We start from the raw sequence: 21,112 nt of genomic DNA, 5'->3' as shown, positions 1-21,112 counted from the left end.
GGCATTGCGAGACTGGAACGTGCCACGGTAAGCTATCTTTGCCGACGGTCGAAATCGAGGCACTGCCCAAATGCGGGTAGGAGGGGTCACGTCCTCCCGGCGGCCTCACCGGTCTTCTTCTGACGCCGCCTCTCTTTGGCTGCCTCCTTCTTCGCGAGCATCTGTTCCTTGCGCCGCGCCGTGATCACAGAGGGTGCCTCCCATTCGGTGTGATTGCGGGCGCTTTCAATGATCAGCTCCAGCATCGAGTAGCGAGAATGTATCCTACGCAGCCTCTCGTTGTTCGCCGCCTTCAGCCGTTCGATCTCATCGTCTAGGTGACTGTCGGCCGCTTCGCTGAATTCGCGATCGTCCCGCATGCAGTCCCACAGAGCATAGAGACAGCTGCGCAGGTCGAGCCCCGCCGGTAGGACGAAGGTTCGGGCGCAGTCTTCGAACCGCTCGCAGAACAACCTGATCTTTCCCACGATCTCGGCATCTGCCGCACCGTCAGGCAGCTCGAAAAGGCGCGTCAGCCGCTTCCGGTTGATCTCGCGCGCCATCGGACTTCACGATGTCAGAGAGCTCGGCCAGACGCCGGAACGGCGCGCCGCGAAACCTGCCCTCACGGATTAAGGGTGTCCCGCGCTTCACGGATCGCGTCGAGCATCAGGATCTTGACCCGCGCCGCGCGGATCCGCTCCAGGTTGGCCTCGATTTCTACGTTCAGCCGCTCGACCTCGGCGGCTTGCTCGGCCTTCACTCGCTCAATCTCAACGAGGCACGCGGCAGGCGACGTGTCGGGTGACAGGCCGAGCGCGCTAGCGATCTCCGGCCACGGCGCACGTCTGCGCCCGATCTCGGCGACGATTGCCGCTTCATCGGCGTCGGCTGGGATCCAGAGCAACCGAGCGAACGCGGACAGATCCTGAGGCTCGCGTTGGACTTCGCTCACCAATACCCCCTCAAATCGCCTCAGGTGCTTCAATTCCATCTTCAAGGAATTTGGGGCCCCGATGGCCGGAAACGGGCAAACGCCGCTCCACGGGCCGGATTTAAGCGCCCGATGAAAAGCAGCCGAGCCCCGTCGCGATGGCAGGGCGACAGCGTAACCCGTTCCCTCGCCTCCGACACGGCGAAGGGCTTCGCAGTGTCGAAACGTTTCGGTCAGGGCAGACTGTCTTCCGTAGCCATCGGCTCACGATAGCGGGACGAACCGAAGTGGAACGGGGGGAAGTGCTTCCCCCTGTCGAAACGTTTCGGTCTCTCTCATCAGTCCAATACGGATACGGGGGTCCGGCAAGGGCGGTCATGTCGGCGAACGCGCGAGACATTCTGAGCCTCATCCAGCAGATCAGCGGTACTGAGGTTGCTCACCACGTCCACGAAGCCTGCATGGGCAAGAGGGTCAGCCTCAGCGTCGTCGCGATGATGTCGGACGCGCACCCGTTCCGGCGCATCCTGGACGGGCCCGCGATGGCGCACCTCATCGAGATTGTGAGGCAAGATCTCCGGCGAGGGGGCCACGTGCGCTTTCCGGCCAGGATCGAGAGCGCCTATCTCCGCGACCGCGAGGCAAGAGCCGAGCGCCTGCGCCAGCTTATCACAGCCGGCCTCAGCACGGGGGACATAGCCCGCGCCGCTCGCGTCAGTAGCCGCACCGTCGAGAACCATCGCGCCCGGATGCGCCGCGAAGGCCTTTCCCCGCAGGAGGTACAGTCATGACCGGTGGGCCGCTCGGGACCTCGACGAAATATCGCGCTCCATTCCTCCAGGTCACCGGTCCCAACGATGAGGACATGCTGAAAACCTGGGGGAGCCGATTAATTGGCGTAAAGCTGATCGACCGCGCGTCTGACGTGAGCGACGAAGCCATCTTCATGTTCACTCGGAAGCCGCCTTACATGCCGCTGCCGAACGACGGCACGCCGTTCCGGGTGCGGCTCGGATGGTCGAACACAGATGTGGTGCTCGTCGGCTACTACACCTTCCAGCGCACACACATCTTCGGCTCCCCCAAGCGCGGACAGCAGCTTCACCTGATCTGTCGATCAGCGAACCTGGTAGAGCATTTCAAAGCCGTCGATAGCCAGCACTTCGACAAAGAGGGCGGCCACTACACATTGGGCGACGTGTTCCAAAGCATATTTCGCTCGACCGGCCAATCCGTAGACGTCCATCCGGACATTGCAAAGCTGGAGATCCCCGGCGGGTACCTCCTGCGCTGGAACCAGAGCGCCATCGATTTTGCAAGCGAGCTAGCCGACGCAAATGGTGCGCATGTCAAAATCCAGGGCAATAAGGTCCTAATTTTGAAGGACTATTCAAAGCAAAGCGTCAGCGGAAAAGAACTCCCGCGCATCACAATAAAGTACAGTGACAACTACGAATTTGATGTGGAGCTTGAGCCTCGCTTTGAGTACCGCAAAGTAACGGCCCGCTACCTCAACACAGATGAAGGTCGTCTTGAGAGCGCGGAGAAAACGGAGGGCCAAGGGAAGGATGGCGACGTTCTCCCGCACACCTATAGCTCCAGAGATCAGGCGGATCGGGCCGCCGCCGCTGTAGCCGCAGCTTGGGCGGCAAACTCTGGGACGGGGCTGTTTACCTCCTACGGCCGCCCCGAGGCTGTGGCCGATGCCCCGGTGAAGTGTGTCGGCTTCGGACCCGAGATCGATGGCGCGGCGTGGATCTCTACCATCGTTACCCACGACGTGAACCCTGAGGTCGGGTGGGTGACCACCGTGGAGACCTCGATCGACCCGTAGCCACCGGCCGGGACGCGAGCCCGACTTCATTCCTCAGCACAGTCCGGACAACACCATGAGCGAAGCCGCACCGAGTCTCCCACCCCTCAACATGTGTACCGCTGTCTTGGCGGGCGAGTTGCCGACACTGGCCGCCAGCGGCGCACCGCCGGATTGGATCAAGGTGACCCCTCGGGGTCGGGTGAAGACCCGCGACGGCCGCTCCTTCGCCTTTGATCCGGAAGCCCTCGTTGCCCGGTTCTCTGCCGATGCCGTGGATGTGCCTGCGGACATGAACCACGCCATCGCCATCCTCGGCGCGGCCGGGAAGCCCGCCCCTGCCATCGGCTGGGCAAAGGAAATGCAGGCCCGTGGGGATGGCACCTACGCCCGCATGGAATGGTTGGCATCCGGCAAAGCGACACTCGCCGCCCGGACGCACCCCTACATCTCTCCGACGTTTCCGCATGACGCCGCCGGCAACGCCGCGTGGCTGCACTCGATCTCGCTTGTCGCGGCGCCGGCCCTCGGCAACATGCCGGCGCTCGCGGCAGCCTGGGCGGATGGCAACGCACCGGCGTCGGTCGCAGAAGCGCTCGGCCTCGATGCCGCGGCAGACGAGGCAGCCTGCCTTGCGAGGTTGAGCGCGATCCGGTCCGAGTTCGTGCCTCTCAGCCTCTTCAATGACGCCGTGGCAACGCTGAATGCGGCTAACGGCACGATCGCCGAGCTGCATACGGCCGAACGGCAGACACGCGTCGCGACCCTGATCGAAGACGCGCTCAAGGCCCGCAAGATCGTTCCTGCTCAGCGGTCCCAATACGAGGCGCTGTGCAGCACCGACGCCGGCTTGGCTCATGTTGCCAGTCTCTTCGCTGCCACAGTGCCCAACCTCCAGCCTTCCGGCCTCGATGGGCACGTACCGGATCAGGGCCGGAACGATGCCGAAAGGCCCGAAATGCTGGCCGCCCGTGCGGCCCGCTACCGCGCGAATGAAGCGACCAGCGGCCGGATGCTCAATCACGCCGAGGCAATCCGCTTCGCGCACGAGAACCCGACAGCCGGCCGGTAGCCGGTTCCACCAGCGTAAACCACCGAGGATTTCCTATGGCCGGCACAGCTCGCCCATTCCCGACCGATCCTGTCCTGAGCGCTCTGGCGCTCGGCTACCACAACGACAGCACGACGCTGATTGCCGACGTGGTGCTTCCGAGGGTGCCGGTGCCCGCACCGAGGTTCTCCTGGACGCGCTATCCGATCGCGCAGGTGTTCACCGTCCCCAATACGCTCGTGGGCCGCCGCGGCCGGACGGAACGGGTCGAGTTCAGCGGCGCTCGCGATGCCAGCGAGGTCAACGACCACGCCCTGGAGTTCAGCGTCCCGCAGACGGACATCGATGAGGCCAAGGTCATGCGCGATCGTGGGCTTGGCAGCTTCAACCCCGTCGATTTCTCGACGATGGCGCTTACAGACCTCATCTTGCTCGATCGCGAGGTGCGCGCGGCCGCGATGGTCCAAGATCCCAGCAATTACGCGATCAACAAGCGCTTGACGCTGTCCGGCACGGACCAGTTTGATCATGCGGAAAGCGACCCAATCGCGGTGTTCAAGGCGGCATTTAATGCCACCCTGATCTACCGACCCAACACGATGACGATGAGCCGGCCAGTGTGGTCGGTGGTGTCGTCCCATCCCAAGATCGTGAACGCGATCCGCGGCAACGTTACGGGACAGGGCATCGTCACGCCGGATGAATTCGTACGCCTGTTTTCGGGAGAAGGGCTTAAGACGCTGGCGATCGGCGAGAGCTTCGTGAACACCGCACGCCCTGGCCAGGACGCGCGCATGGCCCGGGTGTGGGGAAACGCGATTTCGCTCACCCATCTCAATCCCATGGCGAACCCGACCACGGGCGGGGTCACCTTCGGCTTCACTAGTGAGTATGGAGCGCGTTTCGCACTGTCGTGGCCGGATCGCGATGTTGGCGCAGAAGGCGGGGTCGTGGTGCGCGTGGGTGAGCGGCTACGGGAGCTGGTGGTGGCACCGGATGTAGGCTTTCTCATTCAGAACCCGATCACCGGCATGCCGGGGCCAACGATCATCCCTGCTGAAACGATGCGCGGTTATTGAAGGCCACTTCAATGAGCGATGAAGGCAGCCCGCACGTAGTGCCGCCGCAGCAGCCGGAGCTGGAGATCCAGCCCGGCCAGCCGCTTCCCCTCTTCGGCCGCCGTGAGGGTGTCGAGGTGGTCGTGATCCGCTCAGATGAGTACCGCAAGCTGATCGGCCTCCAAGCGCGAACGGCTCGCGACGAGATCAGAGCGGTATCTCAGGAGCGGAAGGGACCACCGCCCGGCCTCTCGACCATCGAGAAGGATCCGGAGGTGGCAGACTTCCTTCGCGACCTGTTCCGCGGTCGGATGACGCTGGCGACGCTACACGAGGCGTGCGTCGAACGCTTCGGCGCGGGCCGCGCGCCATCGGCCAGCCGGATCCAAGTATTTCGCTCGCGCTGGCAGAGCTACTAATGTCAGACCCACCTTCCGTGGAGCCTATCCGAAACACAATCGCAGGCGTCGAGCTTGTGACGATCCCTCTGTGGCACTACGCCGAGTTACTGGGCCGCCAGCGTGCACTCGTAGTGGCCAACACGACTGCTATCACGCGTCCGCACCCGGCTTTGCGCAGCATCGACCCCCGAAGCCGCTTATTTGCGGATCCGGAGGTCAGCATGTTTCTCTACGAAGCTTTCGGGCAGATGAAGCTAAAGGACGCTACCGCCGCGTGTCGTGCTAGATTTGGAACAGACCGCAGCCCCAGCTCAGCAACTATTTCGCGTTATTGGACGCGACTGCGCGCACACTTGTAAAAAACAAACTGACGAATTACGTATATCATCACGCAACCTAAGTCGAGGCGAATTTATTGGATATTTGAATTTTTCTTCGGGGAGCCACATCTGCCTCCTATCGCTCTGGAGTGGGCAATATACCAACAATTAACGCCCTAACAATCTCTGCAGACCGATCTCTTACGTAGTATACCTGCAAATATACCATGTCGACATTCATACTGTCTATGAGTTTTCTCCTGATGGAAGGCAAAATATCATACGGTATGCTGAAGTTAATAACCTTAGCGCCGTTCTCGATCTTAAATTTTCCCCAGCCATTATCTTTATTAAACTGAGTTATATCAGCTAATATCGGGGTTATTTCATCGTCAACAATTGCAGTCTCAATCTCTTGAGCCATCCTTCGGTCAAGAAAAAGCACTGAATTCGAACCGCCCGTCGTCGCAGTAGTTATCTCTAATGTATTGGCACTTCTACGCAAGGCTGTCGCCATTTCGCTTATCAACGGCGCAGACATAGCTATCAACTTCTGACTTCTAGCGATATCTATGCGTGAAATCTCTGCTTGATTGAGCGCAAGACGTTGCTCTCTGTCTGTCTCGGCAACCCGTCGCTTAATTAGCTCCCCTATCTGGGGAGGGAGATCAGACGCTGAGGCCTCACCGGACCTGATTGTCGCAATAAGGCGATCCAATGCCGCCACCGGCGCGTCGCCCGGCGCATCACCGCCCGGAGGGCGGTCAGCCGAGCCTGTTGTCGTGTCTTGAAGGGAATTTTCATCGATCTTTTCGACGACCCTTTCGCTAACATAAGCGACAAGATCCGCCAGCGAGGCCCGCATAAAGGGATCATCTCCAGTACTTTGCTCAGGACTTTCGATGTTTATATTGAACGATCCGTCAGACTGACTCACCAACTGAACATCAAAATTTGAATTATTTGTTATATTTTTAACAAATCTGCCGCTTTGCCTAAATTGAACAAGTTTTACCATCAACCTTGCGGCAGCGTACTGAAATCTAGCAGACTCATAGAAATTCATCCTGTGCGTATCAGCAAGCGCACCTTCAAAATGGAATATTAGCTTTTCAGACACGAGACCAAACCTCGATACGAAAATGGTAACTCTCTCCAAATTCCATTACTTAAACTCAAAGTTGCTCCTTGACAATCCTACGTGAGGAGACAAACACTTTTCGAGGCTTTTTGATCGATGTAGGACTTGCGACCGAAGCGATGATCGATATCAGTGTGGGGGCAGTTGGAGCAGCCATAATAGCAGGGATCATATCCCTGATTGGCCTTATCCTTGGCAAAGAACAGAAGATTTCCGAGTTCAGGCAATCTTGGGTCGATGAACTCAGAAAGAGTCTTGTTGCTTATATTGTAAATATTAATGCCATATCGGATTTCCTGCGCCTTAGGAAGAGCGGCGACTCAGGCGACAACTCAGCATTGATAGCAAATTACAAATCATTGAATGAAGCGAGTCTGAGCATAAGACTTCGAATAAACGATAAAGAGGCTCAAGCTCAGGCGCTACTTAAGACAATGGAAGAATTTGAAAACTTAGCAGCCAGCAACAGCAGCCTGATACCCGACAGAATTAAAATAATAGAAAAAGATTTCATGGCTGCCTCTCAGACTTTACTCAAATTCGAATGGCAGCGCGTAAAAAAAGGAGAAAAAACATTTGTTGCAATCAAGCAAATAATTCTTGCAATTATTGCCGCTCTTGTAGTTTATATGTTGTACTTGACGATATCACCTGCAAGGCGCCCTAATAACAACACTACCACTAGTCCGAGAATTGAATTACTCTCATCAACTTAGGATTAAAACTAAGGAACCGCGAGAAATCGGACGCTCCGGAAGCTGAGCGGCCGTCGCCGCATCGGAAATCAAGCCGAGTTCCGATGCCGACAAACCCATGTGGCCTGCAAGCAACTGTCGGCCTTTAATCGCATCCCTGGACGGCCACCTTTGCGACATTGTGGGCCATAGCAGGGTGTCCGCATCAACGGCGATGCAACTCGCACCGTCCTGCATGATCCCGCCCAATCCCGCCAATTGCAGGTGGCTGCCGCCAGTTAGCGATGACATACACAGCTCGGCGCGCCGCGGCGCGCCCGCGGGACAAGGCGGAGAAACGCATTGACGGCGCAAGCGGAGCCGTTTCAATGCACCGCGGTGCCCCGCCGGGCAGGCGGCGGATCCGGGGCGCGGGCTGGGACCCTCTTGGAATGACGAGGATGCGACGACCCGCGGCTCTGCTGCCCCTCGGCCTCGCCGCCCTCGGCCTCGCCGGCTGCACCACCGGGTTCTCCTACATCTCGCGGAACTACGTGGCGCTCACCCCCCAGGTCGTGACGATCGGCTGCAAGGAGCCCTACGAGGTCTACGACAACCGGCAGCTGCGCCGGATGCTGATCGTCTCCAACGCCCTGCGCGAGTACACCGGCTGCAATCTGAGCGAGGTCCGGATCGATCCGGAGCCGGACGCCACCCGGGTGAAGCGCTTCCGCACCGCCGCCCGGGCCTATCTCGACGAGACGGTGCGCGAGGATTGCCGGATCACCGGCGAGACCGTGTTCGATCCGCTGAAGACCGAGTTCGCCTACGCGTGCGACGCGCCGATCGAGAAGCGCGGCACGGTGGTCCCCCGCCTGCCGGGCCGCAACCCCGGCCTCGGGGTGCGCTGACCGGCCGGCGGCGCGCCGTCAGGCGCCCGGCTTCGGGAAGGTCCGCTCCGCCGCGTCCCCGGCGGCGGCGAGCAGGGCGCGGGCGAAGGCCCGGGCCTCGGCCCGGTCGAGCACGATCGCGGCGGTCACCGGCGCGCCGCCGAGGTCGGCGAGGGCGAGTTCCAGGCGCACCCCGTCGGGCACGGCGCTCGCCTGCAGGCTCCAGCCGGAGCCCCGATCCGTGCTCTCCGCCATCTCACGCTCCTCCCGCCTGCCCCGGGAAAACGCCGCAGGCGCCCGCCGGAACCGCCCGTGCGCGGGACTGTTCCCGAGCCGTGCCCAGCGCTTCCCTGCCTCGCCTGTCCGCTTACCTCAAGGCCGCGGGCCCCGGACTCGTGGTGATGCTGGCCGATACCGATGTCGGAAGCCTCATCACGGCGGCCCAGAGCGGGGCGCGCTGGGGCTACGCGCTGCTGCTCCTGCAGATCCTGCTGGTGCCGATCCTGTACGTCGTCCAGGAGCTGACGGTGCGGCTCGGGACCGCCACCGGGCGCGGCCACGGCGCGCTGATCCGGGAGCGGTACGGGCCGGTCTGGGCCTGGATCTCGTACGGCGGCCTCGTGGTCGCCGGCCTCGGCGCCATCGTCACGGAATTCTCCGGCATCGCCGGCATCGGGGACCTGTTCGGGGTGCCGCGGCTCGTGAGCCTCGGCCTGCCGGCCTGCCTGCTCCTCGGGCTCGTCCTCACCGGGAGCTACCGGCGCGTGGAGGTCGTGGCGATCGTGGTCGGACTGTTCGAGCTGGTCTTCGTCGGGCTCGCCGCCGCGGCGCGGCCGAACGTGTCCGAGATCGTCGCCTCCTTCGGGCACATGCCGCTGGGCGACGGTCAGTTCCGGGTGCTGATCGCCGCCAATATCGGCGCGGTGATCATGCCGTGGATGATCTTCTACCAGCAGTCGGCGATCGTCGATAAGGGCCTGGGCTGGGAGCACGCGCGGCGCTCGCGGCTCGACACGCTCGTGGGCGCGGTGATCTCGCAATGCGTGATGGGCGCGATCCTCGTCGCCGCCGCCGCCACGATCGGCAAGGCCGGGCAGGGCAGCGCGAAGGGGCTGGAGACCGTCGGCGACCTCGCGGGCGCCTTCACGCCGGCCCTCGGGCCGTGGCTCGGACAGGTGGTGTTCGGGGTGGGCATCGTCGCGGCGGCCTTCGTGGCGCTCAACGTCGTGGCCCTGGCGCTGGCCTGGGGGTTCGGCGACGTGACCGGCCGGCCCCACTCCCTGGAGCAGTCCCCCCGGGAGGCGCCGGCCTTCTACGGCGCCTTCGCGCTCGCCGTCGCGGCGGGGGCGGGCGCCGTGCAGCTCGTGCCGAACCTCGTGGCGCTCAACATCGCCGTGGAGGTGATGAACGCGCTGCTCCTTCCCCTGGCGCTCGGCCTGCTGATTCTCCTGGCCACCCGGGCCCTGCCCGAGGGACAGCGCGTGGCGGGCGCCTACAAGTGGCTGGTCTACGCGGTGTCGGGCCTCACCGTCGCCTTCGCGATGGTCGGCGTCCTGGACGGGGTGGGCCTGCTCTGACGCGATTGACGCGGGGCCCCCGATGATGTCTCCCGCGGGCTCCGATCAGGTGGAGTTCGAACATGCAAGAGATCTGGTTCCGCGCGGGCGAGGCCACGGTGCTGGCGGCCGAGGGCCAGTACACCGACGCCATGCCGGAGGTGCTGATCGGCTCGGTGCGCGGTCCGGTGGGTCAGGCCTTCGCGTCGATGATGGGGCAGGTCCAGGGCCACACGCGGATGTTCGTGGTGCGCGACCTCAACCAGCTGGTGCGCCCGGCCACGATGATGACCACCAAGGCCACGATCCACACGGCCGAGTACGTCGAACTCCTCGGCGGCGTGGTCCAGGCCGCCACCGGCGACGCGATCGTGGACTGCATCATCGAGGGCATCCTGCCCAAGGACGGGCTCGACGAGCTGTGCATGATCATCATGATCTGGCTCGATCCCCGCTGCGCGGAGGACGACAACCTCGACCAGAAGGACCTCTACCGGACGAACTACGAGGCGACGAAGCTCGCCATCGCCCGCGCCCTCAAGGGCGAGCCGACGGTGGACGAGCTGATCGCCAACCGGAAGACCGTGAAGCACTACGCGCTCGACGGCGTGATCGAGTACTGATCGGCCGCGCGGACCGCATCCTGCCGGCTCAGGTAAGCCTCAGCCCGGCGGGATGCGCCCCACCGAGCAGAGGGTGCGCACCGTGCTGCTGCCCGGGTCGGTGTAGCAGGAGGCCGACCAGCCGTTCTGCTGGATGAACGACTTGCGCCGCTCCGCCAGCGCGGTCCGGTAGGCGTTGGCGATGATCGGCTCGACGGTCGCGGCCGGCTCGCCGACGAGGATCTCGGAGGCCACCGACAGGTCGCGGAAGAAGGCCGACGAGGGGGCCGGCTCGGCGGAGGTCGCCTGCACGATCGGCTCGGCCCGGCAGGTGACGTCGAACTTGATCGGGCCGGCCACGCGGATGTCGATGCTGGGGCCGGCGCGCTTGCCGACCCGGCCGCCGATCGCGCCGGCGATCTGGCGGGTGAGGTCGTCGCAGCTGTCGGCCCGGGCGGCCTCCGCCAGGAGGGGCAGGGCCGCGCAGGCGGCGAGGAGGAGGCGCGGAACGGCGAAGCTCGACATCGCCGCACTCTACGCCCGGCGCGGGGCCTGTCGAGGGGCGCGCCTCAGTGGAAATCCCGGCTGCGATACACGCGCCGGTCCGGGGGCACGCCGAAATCCGTGGTCTCGGGCGGCAGCCTCATGCCGGCCTCGCGCAGGTCGCTTAAGGAGGCGGTGAGGTCGCGGAACCCCTCCGCCACGAGGTGGACCACCCCGTCCGCCCGCTGGATCCGGCCGCGCACGGCGAGGAACCGGGCCTGCATGGCGGCCCGGCGGTTGGCCTCGAACACCGCCTTCCAGACGATCACGTTGGCGATACCGGTCTCGTCCTCCAGGGTCAGGAAGACCACGCCCTTGGCGGTGCCCGGTCGCTGGCGGATCAGCACGAGGCCCGCCACCGTGACCCGCGCGCCCTGAGGCAGGGCCGGATCGAGATGGGCCCGGGCCGGGATCGCGCCGATCCGGGCGAGCCGCCCCCGGAAGAACGCGACCGGGTGCCCCTGCAGGGACAGGCCGGTGGCGGCGTAATCCTCGGCCACCGCCTCGGACGGGGCCAGGGCCGGCAGGTCCACCGCCGGCTCATGCCGGAACAGGCCGTCATCGGCGTGCCAGGCGAAGAGCGGCAGCGGCGCGTCCAGCAGATGGGCCCGGCGCTCGCTCGGATCGGCTCGGGCGGCCTTGCGGGCCGAGGTCCCCTCCAGGGTGCGGACCATCCAGAGGGCGGCGCGCCGGTCGAGGCCGAGCGAGCGGAACGCGTCCGCCTCGGCCAGGCGCTCCAGGGCGTTGCGGGGCAGGGCGAGGGACGCCTGCAGGCCCTCGATGCTGGCGTAGCCGTTGGCGCGCAGCCGCACGAGCCGGCGCATGGCGGCCTCCGGCAGGCCGCGCACCGCGCGCAGGCCGATCCGCACGGCGTGCAAGGCCGGATTCCCGCCCGGCTCCAGGGTGCAGTCCCAGTCGCTGGCGTTGACGCAGACGCCGCGCACCTCGACGCCGTGGGCGCGGGCGTCGCGCACCAGCTGGGCCGGCTGGTAGAAGCCCATGGGCTGGGCGTTGAGGATCGCCGCCAGGAAGACGTCGGGGTGGCGGCACTTCATCCAGGCCGAGGCGTAGACGAGGAGCGCGAAGCTCGCCGCGTGGCTCTCCGGGAAGCCGTAGGTGGAGAAGCCGCGGATCTGCGCGAAGCAGCGCTCGGCGAAGTCCTTCGGGTAGCCCCGGCGGGTCATGCCGCCCACGAACTTGTCCGCGAACCCGCCGATCGAGCCGACATGGCGGAAGGTCGCCATCGCCCGGCGCAACCCGTCGGCCTCGGCCGGGGTGAAGCCCGCCGCCGTGATGGCGATCTGCATGGCGTGCTCCTGGAACAGCGGCACCCCGTAGGTCTTCTGCAGGACCTCCTTCAGCTCGTCGGCCGGGCCGTGGTCCGGGTGCGGGGCCGGGTACTCCACCGGGTCGATCCCGGAGCGCCGCCGCAGGTAGGGGTGGACCATGTCGCCCTGGATCGGGCCGGGGCGCACGATCGCGACCTGCACCACGAGGTCGTAGAATTCCTTCGGCTTCAGGCGCGGCAGCATCGACATCTGCGCCCGGCTCTCGACCTGGAACACCCCGACGGAATCGGCCTTCGCCAGCATCGCGTAGGTCGCGGGATCGTCCTGCGGCAGGTCGGCCAGCGTCGCGTAGAAGGTGCCGTGGTCCCGCTCCAGGAAGTCGAGGCCGCGCTTGAGGCAGGTCAGCATGCCGAGCGCCAGCACGTCGACCTTCATCAGCCCGATCGCGTCGATGTCGTCCTTGTCCCACTCGATGAAGGTGCGGTCCGCCATGGCGCCATTGCCCACCGGCACGGTCTCGTCGAGCCGACCGCGGGTCAGCACGAAGCCGCCGACGTGCTGCGACAGGTGGCGGGGGAAGCCGATCAGCTGGTGGGCGAGGTCGAGCGCCTGACGGATCGCGGGATTCTCCGGGTCGAGGCCGGCCTCGCGCACGTGCCGGTCCGGCATGCCGGTGCCCCAGGAGCCCCAGACCGTGTCGGCGATCGCCGCGGTCACGTCCTCGGTCAGGCCCAGGACCTTGCCGACCTCGCGGATCGCCATGCGCGGGCGGTAGTGGATCACCGTGGCGCAGAGGGCGGCCCGCTCCCGCCCGTAGCGGGCGTAGAGGTGCTGGATCACCTCCTCGCGGCGCTCGTGCTCGAAATCGACGTCGATGTCGGGCGGCTCGCCGCGGTTCTCCGAGATGAACCGGGCGAAGAGCAGCCGGTGCTTCGACGGGTCCACCGCGGTGATGCCGAGGCAGAAGCACACGGCGGAATTGGCCGCCGAGCCGCGGCCCTGGCAGAGGATGCCCTGGCCGCGGGCGAACTCGACCACGTCGAACAGGGTCAGGAAGTAGCGGGCGTAGTCCATCTTGGCGATGAGCCGCAGCTCCTCGCGGAGCGTCGCCGCGACGGCGTCCGGGACCTCGCCGGCGTAGCGCCAGCGCGCCCGCTCCCAGGTCTTCTCCTCCAGGTATTCCTGCGGCGTGCGCCCGGGGGGCACGGGCTCGTCCGGGTACTCGTAACGCAGCTGCGCCAAGTCGAAGGCGCAGGCCTGCGCGATCTCGACGGTGCGGGCCAGCGCCTCCGGGTGGTCGGCGAACAGCCGCGCCATCTCGAACGGCGGCTTCAGGTGGCGCTCGGCATTGGCCTCCAGGCGGTAGCCGGCGTCCTCGATCCGGCAGCCTTCGCGGATGCAGGTGACCACGTCCTGGAGCGGGCGCCTGTCGGGATGGTGGTAGAGCGCGTCCGAGACCGCGACCATCGGGGCGCCGGAGGCCGCGCCCAGCTCGGCGAGCAGCCCGAGGCGCCGCCGCTCGTCGCCGCGGCGCGTGTGGCTCGCCCCGAGGAAGGTCCGGCCCGGGGCCGCGGCGGCCAGCGCCTCCAGCCGGGCCCGGAAGCCCTCCGGCAGGCGCCGGGCCGGCGGCATGGCGATGAACATCTGCCCCTCCGAGGCCTCCAGCATCTCGGCGAAGGCGAAGCGGCAATCGCCCTTGCGGACGCGCCGGTTGCCGAGGGTGAGCAGCCGGCAGAGGCGGCCCCAGGCCTCGCGGTCCATCGGGTAGGTGACGGCCTCGAACCCCTCCTCGGTGACGAGGCGCACCCCCGGCAGGATCCGGATCGCGGTGCCCTGCGGTTCGAGGGCGCGGGCCGCCGCGTGCGCGCGCACCACACCGGCCACGGTGTTGCGGTCGGCGATGCCGATGGCCTCGAGGCCGTAGGAAGCCGCCTGCGCGACGAATTCCTGCGGGTGCGCGGCGCCGTGCAGGAAGGAGAAGTTCGTGGTGACGGCGAGCTCGGCGTACGGGAGCTGAGGCGCGGTCACGCGAACAGCCCGTGGACGTACCACGCGGCCGGGCGGTCGGGGGCGTGCGGGCCGTCGCGGTAGAGCCAGAGCCGGTGCCCGGCCTCGCACTCGATGCGGTAGTAATCGCGATCCGCGCCGGGCTCGCGCCACCATTCGGCGGCGATCCGCTCCGGCCCCTCGGCATGGGTGACCCGGTGGATCCGGGCGCGCCAGCGGAAGCGCCGGGGCGGCCCCTCCGGAACGGTCGAGAGCACGTCGAGGGCGGCCTCGCCGCGGGGGAAGATGACCAGGGGGCGGGGCGGGAGGTCTTCGGGCCAGGGGGACGCGCGGGTGCGCGCCTTCCCTTCCATCCCTGTGCGGGAGGTTGCCCCCATCGGGGTCGAACGCCGCCCTTGATCAAGGAGCGCACCCGGCCCCCCCTCCCGTGCGGGGTAAGGTCGGGGTGAGGGACGGGAAGCGTCGGGATCGAGCACACCGCCGCCGTGAGAGGCGGTCGCGCCGCGTCCCGCAGGACCTGATCCCTCTCCCTGCCCCTCTCCGGCCACCCAGACCCGGCTCCGGTCGGCCCGCTCGGGCAGGTGGCTCGCCCGGGGCTCGAGCCGCAGGAGCGCCCGCCCGAGGCGCTGCGCCAGGGCATCGGCCAGGACGCCGACCCCGTCGGCCGCGGACGCCGCGCCGAGATCCGTCTGGCGGGCCGGCATGGGACCGGTCACCGTGACGGCGAGCGCCACCGTCTCGAACCCGAAGCCGGCGTCGAGGGCGGAGCCCAGCCGGTCGAGGCGCAGAGAGACGAGGGTCGCGACCCGCTCCGGGCAGCGCTCGGGGCGGGATAGGCCGAGATCGAGGACGCGCAGGGCGCCGTCGACCCGGTGCAGGCTGAGGCGCAGGGCGCAGGCGCCGAGCCCGTCCCGCTCCAGCCGGGGGGCGGTCTCGGCCATCAGGTCCCGGACGGTCCGGACGATGTCCGCTTGCCGCCCGATCGGGTCGAGGAAGCCGCGCGCGGCGGCGTAGGCGGCGGCCTCCGTCAGGGGCGCCAGCGGCTCGGGCCGGCGGGCCAGGGCCTGATCGAGGCGCAGGAGCAGCGCCGCGCCGAATCGGCGGGCGAGGGGCCCCCGGGGCAGGGCGTCGAGTTCGCCGATCCGGCGCAGGCCGAGCCGCTTCAGCCCCGCGACCGTACCGGGATCGAGGCGCAGGGCGTCCACGGGGAGGGCCCGCAGGGCCTCGGGGGCCCCGCCCGGCGGCACCACGACCCGGTCGCCCCCGCCATGCCGCGCCAGCGCGAAGGCGCCGCCGGGCGTGTCGGCCAGCGCGATCCCCGCCGGGACGCTGCTCCGCGCGAGCCGGGCGGCCAGGTCCGCGACGAGGTTCGCCTCGCCGCCGCGCAGTTGACTCGCGCCGGCGACGTCGATGTAGAGCCCGTCCGCCGCCTCACCCGGCCCGAACGGCGCCACGAGGGGCGCGTACCCGCTCGCCCAGCGGCACAGCCGCAGCAGGGCGTCCCGGTCGGCTTCCGGGTCGGCGGGATAGACCTGGAGCGGGACGCCGATCCGCGCCCGGACCCGGCCGAGGGGCTCGCCGACCCGGAGGCCCAGGGCGCGGGCCTCCGGGTCGAGGGCCACGAGCCGCAGCCCGCCGGACCCTTCGGCCGCCACCGCGAGGGGGCCGCGCTCAGGCGCGAGACCCGCCCGCCGCAGCCGCGTCACCGGCCAGTGGCTCAGGCAGATGCAGACGATGCGCGGCATGGTCCCACTCCACAAGCCAGTCGCCGCCCCGCCCGTTGCGGCAGCGGTCGAGCCGCGCCCGCCAGCGCGGCCTGTCCAGGGTCCCGAACCGGTCCCGCGCCGCCGGCGCCGCCGCGATCCGCCAGCGTGTGGCGGCCCCGTTGGGCAGGCTGGCGGGCGCCGGCCGCAGGATCAGCAGCAGCGGCGGCGCGGGCCCTTCCGCGGCGAGCTGCAGGCGCCGGCCCGGCTTCAGCGGCAGCCCGTCCCGCAGGAGGCCGATCAGGGCCGTGAGCGCCCGCGCGTGCAGGGCCGCCTCCAGGGCGCGGAACACCTCCGCGTCGCTGCCGGCTTCCAGCAGCAGCAGGCGGCCGGGGTCGAGGCCGAGGCCGGCGAGACCGTGTCCGTAGGGCAGGGGCTGGCCGGGCGCGGCGGCGATCAGCGCCTCTCCGGGCGCCCGGGCGAGGTGGCGGGCGCAGAGCGCCAGGGCGAAGCCCAGGGCCGCGATCGCGTCCGCGGGCTCGGCCGGCGCGATCTCGTGGGGCGGCCCGAGGACGAGGCCGCCGCCGGGCAGGTGCGCGTCGAGGTCCGACACGCCGAGCGGCAGGACCGGGGACGGATCCCGGCCCCGGTCCGGCGGCGCGAGGCGCACCCGCAGGGCCGCCAGCCGGGCCCGGGGATCGCTCGGCGCGAGCGCCGCCTCGGTCTCGTCCGCAGGGTCCAGCCCCATCTCCATCGGCTCCGGTCATGCTGGACGATAGGAACAGAACAGGAACATGCACAAACGGTTTCCGCAGGGTCCCGGAATCGCGCGTGGCGGCAGCGGCTTGGCCTGTGGACGGCTGTGGACGCCGGTGGACTCGACAGCCACCGCAGGGTTCGAGGTCACGGTTGACCGCAATCGCAGGGCGAGACCAATGTCCCGACGCCGCGCGCGTGACGCGGCCGAACCGGACCGCGCATGCGCTCAGCCCTCAGCTCAGCCCTCACCCTGACGCTCCTGCTCGCCCTGTCGGGGGCGGCACTCGGCCAGCAGGCGGATCCGCCAAGTGCCGCCGGTCCGGATCCGGCCGCGGCCGCCCCCGTGACGGGGCGGTCTCGCCCGGCCCGCCCGCGGGTCCGCCACGCGCAGGCCCCGAGCCAGCCGATCATGGTCTACGACGCGCGGATCGAGGCCGGCGACCTGCGGATCTCGGGCTCGGTGCGCAAGCCCGGGGCGATCGTGGTGCTGGACGACGACATCTCGATCCAGGCCGACCGGCGCGGCCGGTTCACCTTCCGGCTGCCCTACCGGCCCTCGACCTGCGTGGTGACGCTGAAGGCGGAGCCGGACGAGCGCGAGGCGGTGGTGGCGAACTGCGCGCCCGAGGGGCCGCCCGGACCGCCCGGTCCCCAGGGTGCGGCGGGACCGGCCGGCGAGACGGGCCCCAAGGGTGAGACGGGCCCCAAGGGTGAGACCGGTCCCAAGGGCGAGCAGGGGCCCAGGGGGGAGCAGGGGGCCAAGGGCGAGCAGGGCCCTCAAGGCGAGCGGGGCCTCAAGGGCGATACGGGTCCCCAGGGCGAGCCCGGCCCGAGAGGAGAGCCCGGTCTCGCGGGCGCGGTCGGCCCACAGGGCGCACCGGGTCCGAAGGGCGACGCGGGCCCACGGGGTCCGGTCGGACCGCAGGGCGGCCCGGGTCCGAAGGGCGAGGCCGCCGCGGCCAGCCTGCGGCCCGTGCGCAAATCCGACTGCCCGGGGGGCTGCACGATCACCTGCGGGACCGGCGAGATGCTGGTCACGGCCCACTGCCTCAAGGGCGGCGCGCCGGTCTACGAGGGGGAGGGCGCCAGCTGCCCGGCGGAGGCGTCCGGCATCGTCGGGTTCTGCACGCGGCCCTGAGGCGGGCAACCCTGATCCCGGCGGCTCAGCCGCCGGTCTCGCGCAGCCAGTCGAGCATCCCGGCGGCGGCCGCCCGGCCGCCCGCGAAGGCGCCCTGGAGCAGGTAGCCGCCGGTCGGCGCCTCCCAGTCGAGCATCTCGCCGGCCAGGAACAGGCCGGGATGGGCGCGCAGCATGGACCGCCCGTCGAGGGCGTCGAGCCGGACGCCGCCCGCCGTCGAGATCGCCCGCTCGATCGGCGCGGAGGCGGTGAGGGTGATGGGCGCGGCCTTGATCAGACCGGCGAGGGCCCCGGGCTCCGTCGGGAGGGCGCCGCCGGCCGCCTCGCGCAGCAGACCCGCCGCCGCGGGCGCGAGGCCCGCGGCCTTGCGCAGCCGGGTCCCGGCCGAGTCGCCCGGCCGGGACCCGGACAGGCGGCGGGCGAGGGCCTCCCGGGTCAGGTCGGGGCGGAGATCCACGACCAGCCGCGCGCTGCCCACGGCCGCGATCGCCTCCCGCAGGGGGCGCGAGAGGGCGTAGATCGCCCCGCCCTCGATGCCGGCCTCCGTGATCACGGCCTCGCCCCGCACCGTGGTGCCCGCGCAGGTGAGCGCCACCCGCTTCAGCGGCGCGCCGGAGAACCGCTCCCGGAACAGGTCGGACCACGCCGCCGCGAAGCCGGCATTGGCCGGACGCAGGGGCGCCACCGCCACGCCGAGCCCTTCGAGGAGCGGCACCCAGCGCCCGTCCGAGCCGAGGCGGGGCCAGCTGGCCCCGCCCAGCGCCAGCAGGGTGGCGCGGGGGCGGAGGTCCAGGGGACCGTCCGGGGTCTCGAAGCGCAGGCCTTCGGCGATCCCCGTGAGCCGGTGGCGGGTGCGGATCCGGACGCCGAGGCGGTCGAGCCGCGCCAGCCACGCCCGCAGCAGCGGCGAGGCCTTGAAGCTTTGCGGGAAGACGCGCCCGCTCGAGCCGACGAAGGTCGGCTCGCCGAGATCCGCGCACCACGCCCTGAGCGCGTCGGGCGGGAAGGCCGCGATGGCCGCGTCGAGGACGCCGCGCGGATGGTAGCGGGCGAGGAACTCCGCCCGCGCCTCGCTGTGGGTGATGTTGAGGCCGCCGCGCCCGGCGATCAGCAGCTTGCGGGCGACGGACGGCATGCGCTCGTAGACCGTGACCGCGCGGCCGGCCTCCCCCAGCAGCTCGGCCGCGGCGAGCCCGGCCGGCCCGCCGCCCACGATGGCGATTGCATCCCTGTCATCCGGCATGGGCCGGGAGAGCGACAGCCCGGCGCCCTCTGTCAAGGGCGAAGGCCGGATCGGCGCCGGGCGCCATGGGCTGGCCTCCGGCGTTGCGCTAGGAACCGGGTACGTCCGGACCTGCGTTCTTTCCGATCCCGGGCGCCGCGGGTACCGGCACACCGGCCCGCGACCGCGGTCCGTCCGCACACCTCCTCATGCCGCCCCAGGCCCCGTCCGCCCCGGACGGTCGGCCGGCACGGTCCGGATCAGAGGCTCTCAGACACGTGGCCAGTCCCGTCGCCGTCACCGAGGTCCAGCCGCAAACCCGGGCGCGGCCGGCCGGCCCGCAGGCCGCGCTCAGCCCCGGCGAGATCCGCGCCATCGTCTACGGGCTGATGACCGCGATGCTGCTCGCGGCCCTCGACCAGACCATCGTGGCGACCGCCATGCCGACCATCGGCCTCGACTTCGGCGACGCCGCGAACCTGCCCTGGATCGTCACCGCCTACCTGCTGGCCTCCACGGCGGTGACCCCGCTCTACGGCAAGCTCAGCGACATCCACGGCCGGCGGATCATGCTGCTGATCGCCATCGCGACCTTCGTGGTCGGCTCGCTCGCCTGCGCGCTCGCGCCCACGATGGTGGCGCTGGCGCTCGCCCGGGGCCTCCAGGGCGTCGGCGGCGGCGGGCTGATCGCCCTGGCGCAGACCATCTTGGCCGACATCATGTCGCCCAAGGAGCGGGCGCGCTACCAGGTGGTGATCGCGGGCGTGTTCGTGACGGCCTCGGTGGCGGGGCCGCTGCTCGGCGGCTTCTTCGCCCAGCACCTGCACTGGTCGCTGATCTTCTGGATCAACCTGCCGATCGGCTGCCTCGCCTTCGCGCTCACCAACGCCAACCTGAAGCGCCTGCCGCGCCACGAGCGCCGCCACCGGCTGGACTATCCCGGCGCCGCCCTGATGGTGGCGGGCTCCGTCACCCTCCTGCTGGCCCTGAGCTGGGGCGGGGTGCGCTATCCCTGGGACTCGGCGCCGGTCCTCGCCCTCCTCGCCGGGGCGGCCGTGCTGGGGGGCGGCTTCGCGGCGCGGCTCGCCACGGCGCCGGAGCCGCTGATCCCCACGGAGGTGCTGAGGGACCGGGTGGTCTACAGCGCGACGCTGGCGGCCTGCTTCGCCATGGGCACCTTCATCGGGCTCACCATCTACGTGCCGATCTTCCTCGAAGGGGTGATCGGGCTCTCGGCGAGCGAGTCCGGCGTGGCCCTGGTGCCGCTGATGATCGGCACCGTCACGGGCGCGACCCTGTCGGGCCGGTCGATGCTGCATTTCCGGCACTACAAGCGGGTACCGCTGGCGATGATGTGCGTCAGTCTCGCCTGCTGCGCCACCATCGCCTGGCAGGGCCGGGCGCTGCCCTTCTGGCTCATGGAGGTGCTGTTCGCGCTGCTCTCCATGGGAATCGGGACGATCCTCCCGCTCTCGACCATCTCGATCCAGAACGCCGTGGAGACGCACCAGCTCGGCATCGCCACCGCCGCGATGAACTTCTTCCGCTCCCTCGGTGGGGCGCTGATCGTGGCGGCCTTCGGGACGATCGTGCTCGGCGGCGCCGCGGGCGGGGCAGGGGGAGGGGCGCACGACGTGGAGAGCCTGATCCGCGGCGCGGACCCGGCCCAGCTCGCCCTGACTTTCCGCTACGTCTTCCTGGCCGCCTGCCTCGGCCTGCTCGGCGCCTTCACGTTCCTGGCGCTGATGGAGGAGCGGCCCCTGCGCGAGCGCACGTCGCCGAAGATGGCCGCCGAGACGCCGGAGGCCTCCGCCTGACGGCCCCCGGGGTGGACTTGTGCCGATCCCGCGACGCCGGACCGGGCCGGGATCCCGTCACCGCGCACGCGGGCGGGGCCGAGACGGGAGACCGCTCCGGAGCAGGTCGCGGACGCGTGCGGGTGCTCGCGCCTTCCGGCGGCATCCGGAAGGTGACGCGCTCCTTCGTCGCGCCGGGGCCACGGGGGCCGGATATCGTCACCGGTCCGCGCGCC

General features: G+C 68.8%; 20 protein-coding genes. 11 read left to right on the top strand and 9 right to left on the bottom strand.

Annotation, left to right across the window (positions count from 1 at the left end; translation table 11 throughout):
• Positions 1-86 precede the first annotated feature (86 nt).
• Together BKE41_RS11350 and BKE41_RS11345 are read right to left on the bottom strand one after the other, a co-directional pair.
• A complete protein-coding gene (locus BKE41_RS11350) occupies positions 87-542 on the bottom strand; it encodes a hypothetical protein (RefSeq protein ID WP_070999411.1) in 456 nt (151 codons plus the stop codon).
• 62 nt (positions 543-604) lie between these two features.
• Positions 605-973, bottom strand: coding sequence for a hypothetical protein (locus BKE41_RS11345; RefSeq protein ID WP_070999410.1), 369 nt, complete (start codon positions 971-973; stop codon positions 605-607).
• 317 nt (positions 974-1,290) lie between these two features.
• Between BKE41_RS11345 and BKE41_RS11340 the strand changes: the two genes are divergently transcribed.
• The 5 genes from BKE41_RS11340 to BKE41_RS11320 are packed head-to-tail and all read left to right on the top strand — an operon-like array spanning position 1,291 to position 5,254.
• Positions 1,291-1,704 carry a LuxR C-terminal-related transcriptional regulator gene (locus BKE41_RS11340; protein ID WP_070999408.1) on the top strand — a complete coding sequence of 138 codons (414 nt, stop codon included), beginning with the start codon at positions 1,291-1,293 and terminating at the stop codon, positions 1,702-1,704.
• Complete coding sequence (locus BKE41_RS11335; protein WP_070999407.1) at positions 1,701-2,747, top strand: hypothetical protein; 1,047 nt, start codon at positions 1,701-1,703, stop codon at positions 2,745-2,747. Before BKE41_RS11340 ends, BKE41_RS11335 begins: the two co-directional genes overlap by 4 nt.
• 55 nt (positions 2,748-2,802) lie before the next feature.
• Positions 2,803-3,798 carry a phage protease gene (locus tag BKE41_RS11330; RefSeq protein WP_070999406.1) on the top strand — a complete coding sequence of 332 codons (996 nt, stop codon included), beginning with the start codon at positions 2,803-2,805 and terminating at the stop codon, positions 3,796-3,798.
• A 35-nt stretch (positions 3,799-3,833) separates the two neighbouring features.
• A complete protein-coding gene (locus tag BKE41_RS11325; protein ID WP_070999405.1) occupies positions 3,834-4,856 on the top strand; it encodes a hypothetical protein in 1,023 nt (340 codons plus the stop codon).
• 11 nt (positions 4,857-4,867) lie between these two features.
• Positions 4,868-5,254, top strand: a complete 387-nt coding sequence (locus BKE41_RS11320) for a hypothetical protein (protein WP_083374344.1) — start codon at positions 4,868-4,870, stop codon at positions 5,252-5,254.
• Between the two features lie 438 nt (positions 5,255-5,692).
• Here the strand turns inward: BKE41_RS11320 and BKE41_RS30255 are convergent, their stop codons facing one another.
• Positions 5,693-6,622, bottom strand: a complete 930-nt coding sequence (locus BKE41_RS30255; protein WP_245295948.1) for a hypothetical protein — start codon at positions 6,620-6,622, stop codon at positions 5,693-5,695.
• A 194-nt stretch (positions 6,623-6,816) separates the two neighbouring features.
• On the opposite strand from BKE41_RS30255, the gene BKE41_RS31160 reads away from it, so the two are divergent.
• Both BKE41_RS31160 and BKE41_RS11315 read left to right on the top strand, forming a co-directional pair.
• Positions 6,817-7,413: a hypothetical protein gene (locus BKE41_RS31160; protein WP_159392743.1), complete on the top strand. Its 597-nt coding sequence runs from the start codon at positions 6,817-6,819 to the stop codon at positions 7,411-7,413.
• A 419-nt stretch (positions 7,414-7,832) separates the two neighbouring features.
• Complete coding sequence (locus BKE41_RS11315) at positions 7,833-8,282, top strand: hypothetical protein (protein ID WP_012318998.1); 450 nt, start codon at positions 7,833-7,835, stop codon at positions 8,280-8,282.
• A gap of 18 nt (positions 8,283-8,300) precedes the next feature.
• Here BKE41_RS11315 and BKE41_RS11310 read toward each other — a convergent pair whose 3' ends face one another.
• Positions 8,301-8,516, bottom strand: coding sequence for a hypothetical protein (locus BKE41_RS11310; RefSeq protein WP_012318997.1), 216 nt, complete (start codon positions 8,514-8,516; stop codon positions 8,301-8,303).
• 80 nt (positions 8,517-8,596) lie between these two features.
• Between BKE41_RS11310 and BKE41_RS11305 the strand changes: the two genes are divergently transcribed.
• On the top strand, positions 8,597-9,838 hold the full coding sequence (locus BKE41_RS11305) for a divalent metal cation transporter (RefSeq protein ID WP_024830256.1): 1,242 nt from the start codon (positions 8,597-8,599) through the stop codon (positions 9,836-9,838).
• A 62-nt stretch (positions 9,839-9,900) separates the two neighbouring features.
• Entirely contained in the window at positions 9,901-10,440 is a 540-nt protein-coding gene (gene fae, locus BKE41_RS11300) for a formaldehyde-activating enzyme (protein WP_012318995.1), read from the top strand.
• Between the two features lie 39 nt (positions 10,441-10,479).
• Here the strand turns inward: fae and BKE41_RS11295 are convergent, their stop codons facing one another.
• From BKE41_RS11295 to BKE41_RS11280, 4 genes are read right to left on the bottom strand one after another with little or no spacing between them, the layout of a single operon-like run.
• On the bottom strand, positions 10,480-10,944 hold the full coding sequence (locus BKE41_RS11295) for a hypothetical protein (RefSeq protein WP_070999404.1): 465 nt from the start codon (positions 10,942-10,944) through the stop codon (positions 10,480-10,482).
• 44 nt (positions 10,945-10,988) lie between these two features.
• On the bottom strand, positions 10,989-14,279 hold the full coding sequence (locus tag BKE41_RS11290; protein ID WP_070999402.1) for an error-prone DNA polymerase: 3,291 nt from the start codon (positions 14,277-14,279) through the stop codon (positions 10,989-10,991).
• The gene (locus BKE41_RS11285) at positions 14,276-16,003 is read right to left on the bottom strand and encodes a DNA polymerase Y family protein (protein WP_245295947.1); all 1,728 of its coding nucleotides are present in this window, start codon (positions 16,001-16,003) and stop codon (positions 14,276-14,278) included. Before BKE41_RS11285 ends, BKE41_RS11290 begins: the two co-directional genes overlap by 4 nt.
• Positions 15,930-16,715 carry an ImuA protein gene (locus tag BKE41_RS11280; RefSeq protein WP_070999400.1) on the bottom strand — a complete coding sequence of 262 codons (786 nt, stop codon included), beginning with the start codon at positions 16,713-16,715 and terminating at the stop codon, positions 15,930-15,932. Before BKE41_RS11280 ends, BKE41_RS11285 begins: the two co-directional genes overlap by 74 nt.
• Before the next feature lie 225 nt (positions 16,716-16,940).
• On the opposite strand from BKE41_RS11280, the gene BKE41_RS11275 reads away from it, so the two are divergent.
• Positions 16,941-17,858 (top strand): collagen-like protein, encoded by a 918-nt coding sequence (locus BKE41_RS11275; RefSeq protein ID WP_070999398.1) that lies wholly within the window; start codon positions 16,941-16,943, stop codon positions 17,856-17,858.
• 25 nt (positions 17,859-17,883) lie between these two features.
• On the opposite strand, the gene BKE41_RS11270 is transcribed toward BKE41_RS11275, so the two are convergent.
• A complete protein-coding gene (locus BKE41_RS11270; RefSeq protein ID WP_012318989.1) occupies positions 17,884-19,101 on the bottom strand; it encodes a TIGR03862 family flavoprotein in 1,218 nt (405 codons plus the stop codon).
• Between the two features lie 257 nt (positions 19,102-19,358).
• On the opposite strand from BKE41_RS11270, the gene BKE41_RS11265 reads away from it, so the two are divergent.
• Positions 19,359-20,897, top strand: a complete 1,539-nt coding sequence (locus BKE41_RS11265; RefSeq protein WP_199825838.1) for an MDR family MFS transporter — start codon at positions 19,359-19,361, stop codon at positions 20,895-20,897.
• The last annotated feature ends 215 nt before the right edge of the window (positions 20,898-21,112 follow it).

The organism is Methylobacterium sp. C1 (assembly GCF_001854385.1).
Taxonomy (GTDB): Bacteria; Pseudomonadota; Alphaproteobacteria; order Rhizobiales; family Beijerinckiaceae; genus Methylobacterium; species Methylobacterium radiotolerans.
Note: the sequence above shows the minus strand (reverse complement) of the source record. Positions and strands in the feature narration are given on the sequence as shown.

Excerpts from the sequence above, each read along its gene's own strand:
- BKE41_RS11310 (WP_012318997.1), bottom strand. The coding sequence starts at position 8,516 with ATGGCGGAGAGCACGGATCGGGGCTCCGGCTGGAGCCTGCAGGCGAGC.
- BKE41_RS11330 (WP_070999406.1), top strand. The coding sequence starts at position 2,803 with ATGAGCGAAGCCGCACCGAGTCTCCCACCCCTCAACATGTGTACCGCT.
- BKE41_RS11325 (WP_070999405.1), top strand. The coding sequence starts at position 3,834 with ATGGCCGGCACAGCTCGCCCATTCCCGACCGATCCTGTCCTGAGCGCT.
- BKE41_RS11320 (WP_083374344.1), top strand. The coding sequence starts at position 4,868 with ATGAGCGATGAAGGCAGCCCGCACGTAGTGCCGCCGCAGCAGCCGGAG.
- BKE41_RS30255 (WP_245295948.1), bottom strand. The coding sequence starts at position 6,622 with ATGAATTTCTATGAGTCTGCTAGATTTCAGTACGCTGCCGCAAGGTTG.
- BKE41_RS11285 (WP_245295947.1), bottom strand. The coding sequence starts at position 16,003 with ATGCCGCGCATCGTCTGCATCTGCCTGAGCCACTGGCCGGTGACGCGG.
- BKE41_RS11295 (WP_070999404.1), bottom strand. The coding sequence starts at position 10,944 with ATGTCGAGCTTCGCCGTTCCGCGCCTCCTCCTCGCCGCCTGCGCGGCC.
- BKE41_RS11350 (WP_070999411.1), bottom strand. The coding sequence starts at position 542 with ATGGCGCGCGAGATCAACCGGAAGCGGCTGACGCGCCTTTTCGAGCTG.
- BKE41_RS11280 (WP_070999400.1), bottom strand. The coding sequence starts at position 16,715 with ATGGAGATGGGGCTGGACCCTGCGGACGAGACCGAGGCGGCGCTCGCG.
- BKE41_RS11345 (WP_070999410.1), bottom strand. The coding sequence starts at position 973 with ATGGAATTGAAGCACCTGAGGCGATTTGAGGGGGTATTGGTGAGCGAA.
- BKE41_RS11315 (WP_012318998.1), top strand. The coding sequence starts at position 7,833 with ATGCGACGACCCGCGGCTCTGCTGCCCCTCGGCCTCGCCGCCCTCGGC.
- fae (WP_012318995.1), top strand. The coding sequence starts at position 9,901 with ATGCAAGAGATCTGGTTCCGCGCGGGCGAGGCCACGGTGCTGGCGGCC.
- BKE41_RS11270 (WP_012318989.1), bottom strand. The coding sequence starts at position 19,101 with ATGCCGGATGACAGGGATGCAATCGCCATCGTGGGCGGCGGGCCGGCC.
- BKE41_RS11340 (WP_070999408.1), top strand. The coding sequence starts at position 1,291 with ATGTCGGCGAACGCGCGAGACATTCTGAGCCTCATCCAGCAGATCAGC.
- BKE41_RS31160 (WP_159392743.1), top strand. The coding sequence starts at position 6,817 with ATGATCGATATCAGTGTGGGGGCAGTTGGAGCAGCCATAATAGCAGGG.
- BKE41_RS11335 (WP_070999407.1), top strand. The coding sequence starts at position 1,701 with ATGACCGGTGGGCCGCTCGGGACCTCGACGAAATATCGCGCTCCATTC.
- BKE41_RS11275 (WP_070999398.1), top strand. The coding sequence starts at position 16,941 with ATGCGCTCAGCCCTCAGCTCAGCCCTCACCCTGACGCTCCTGCTCGCC.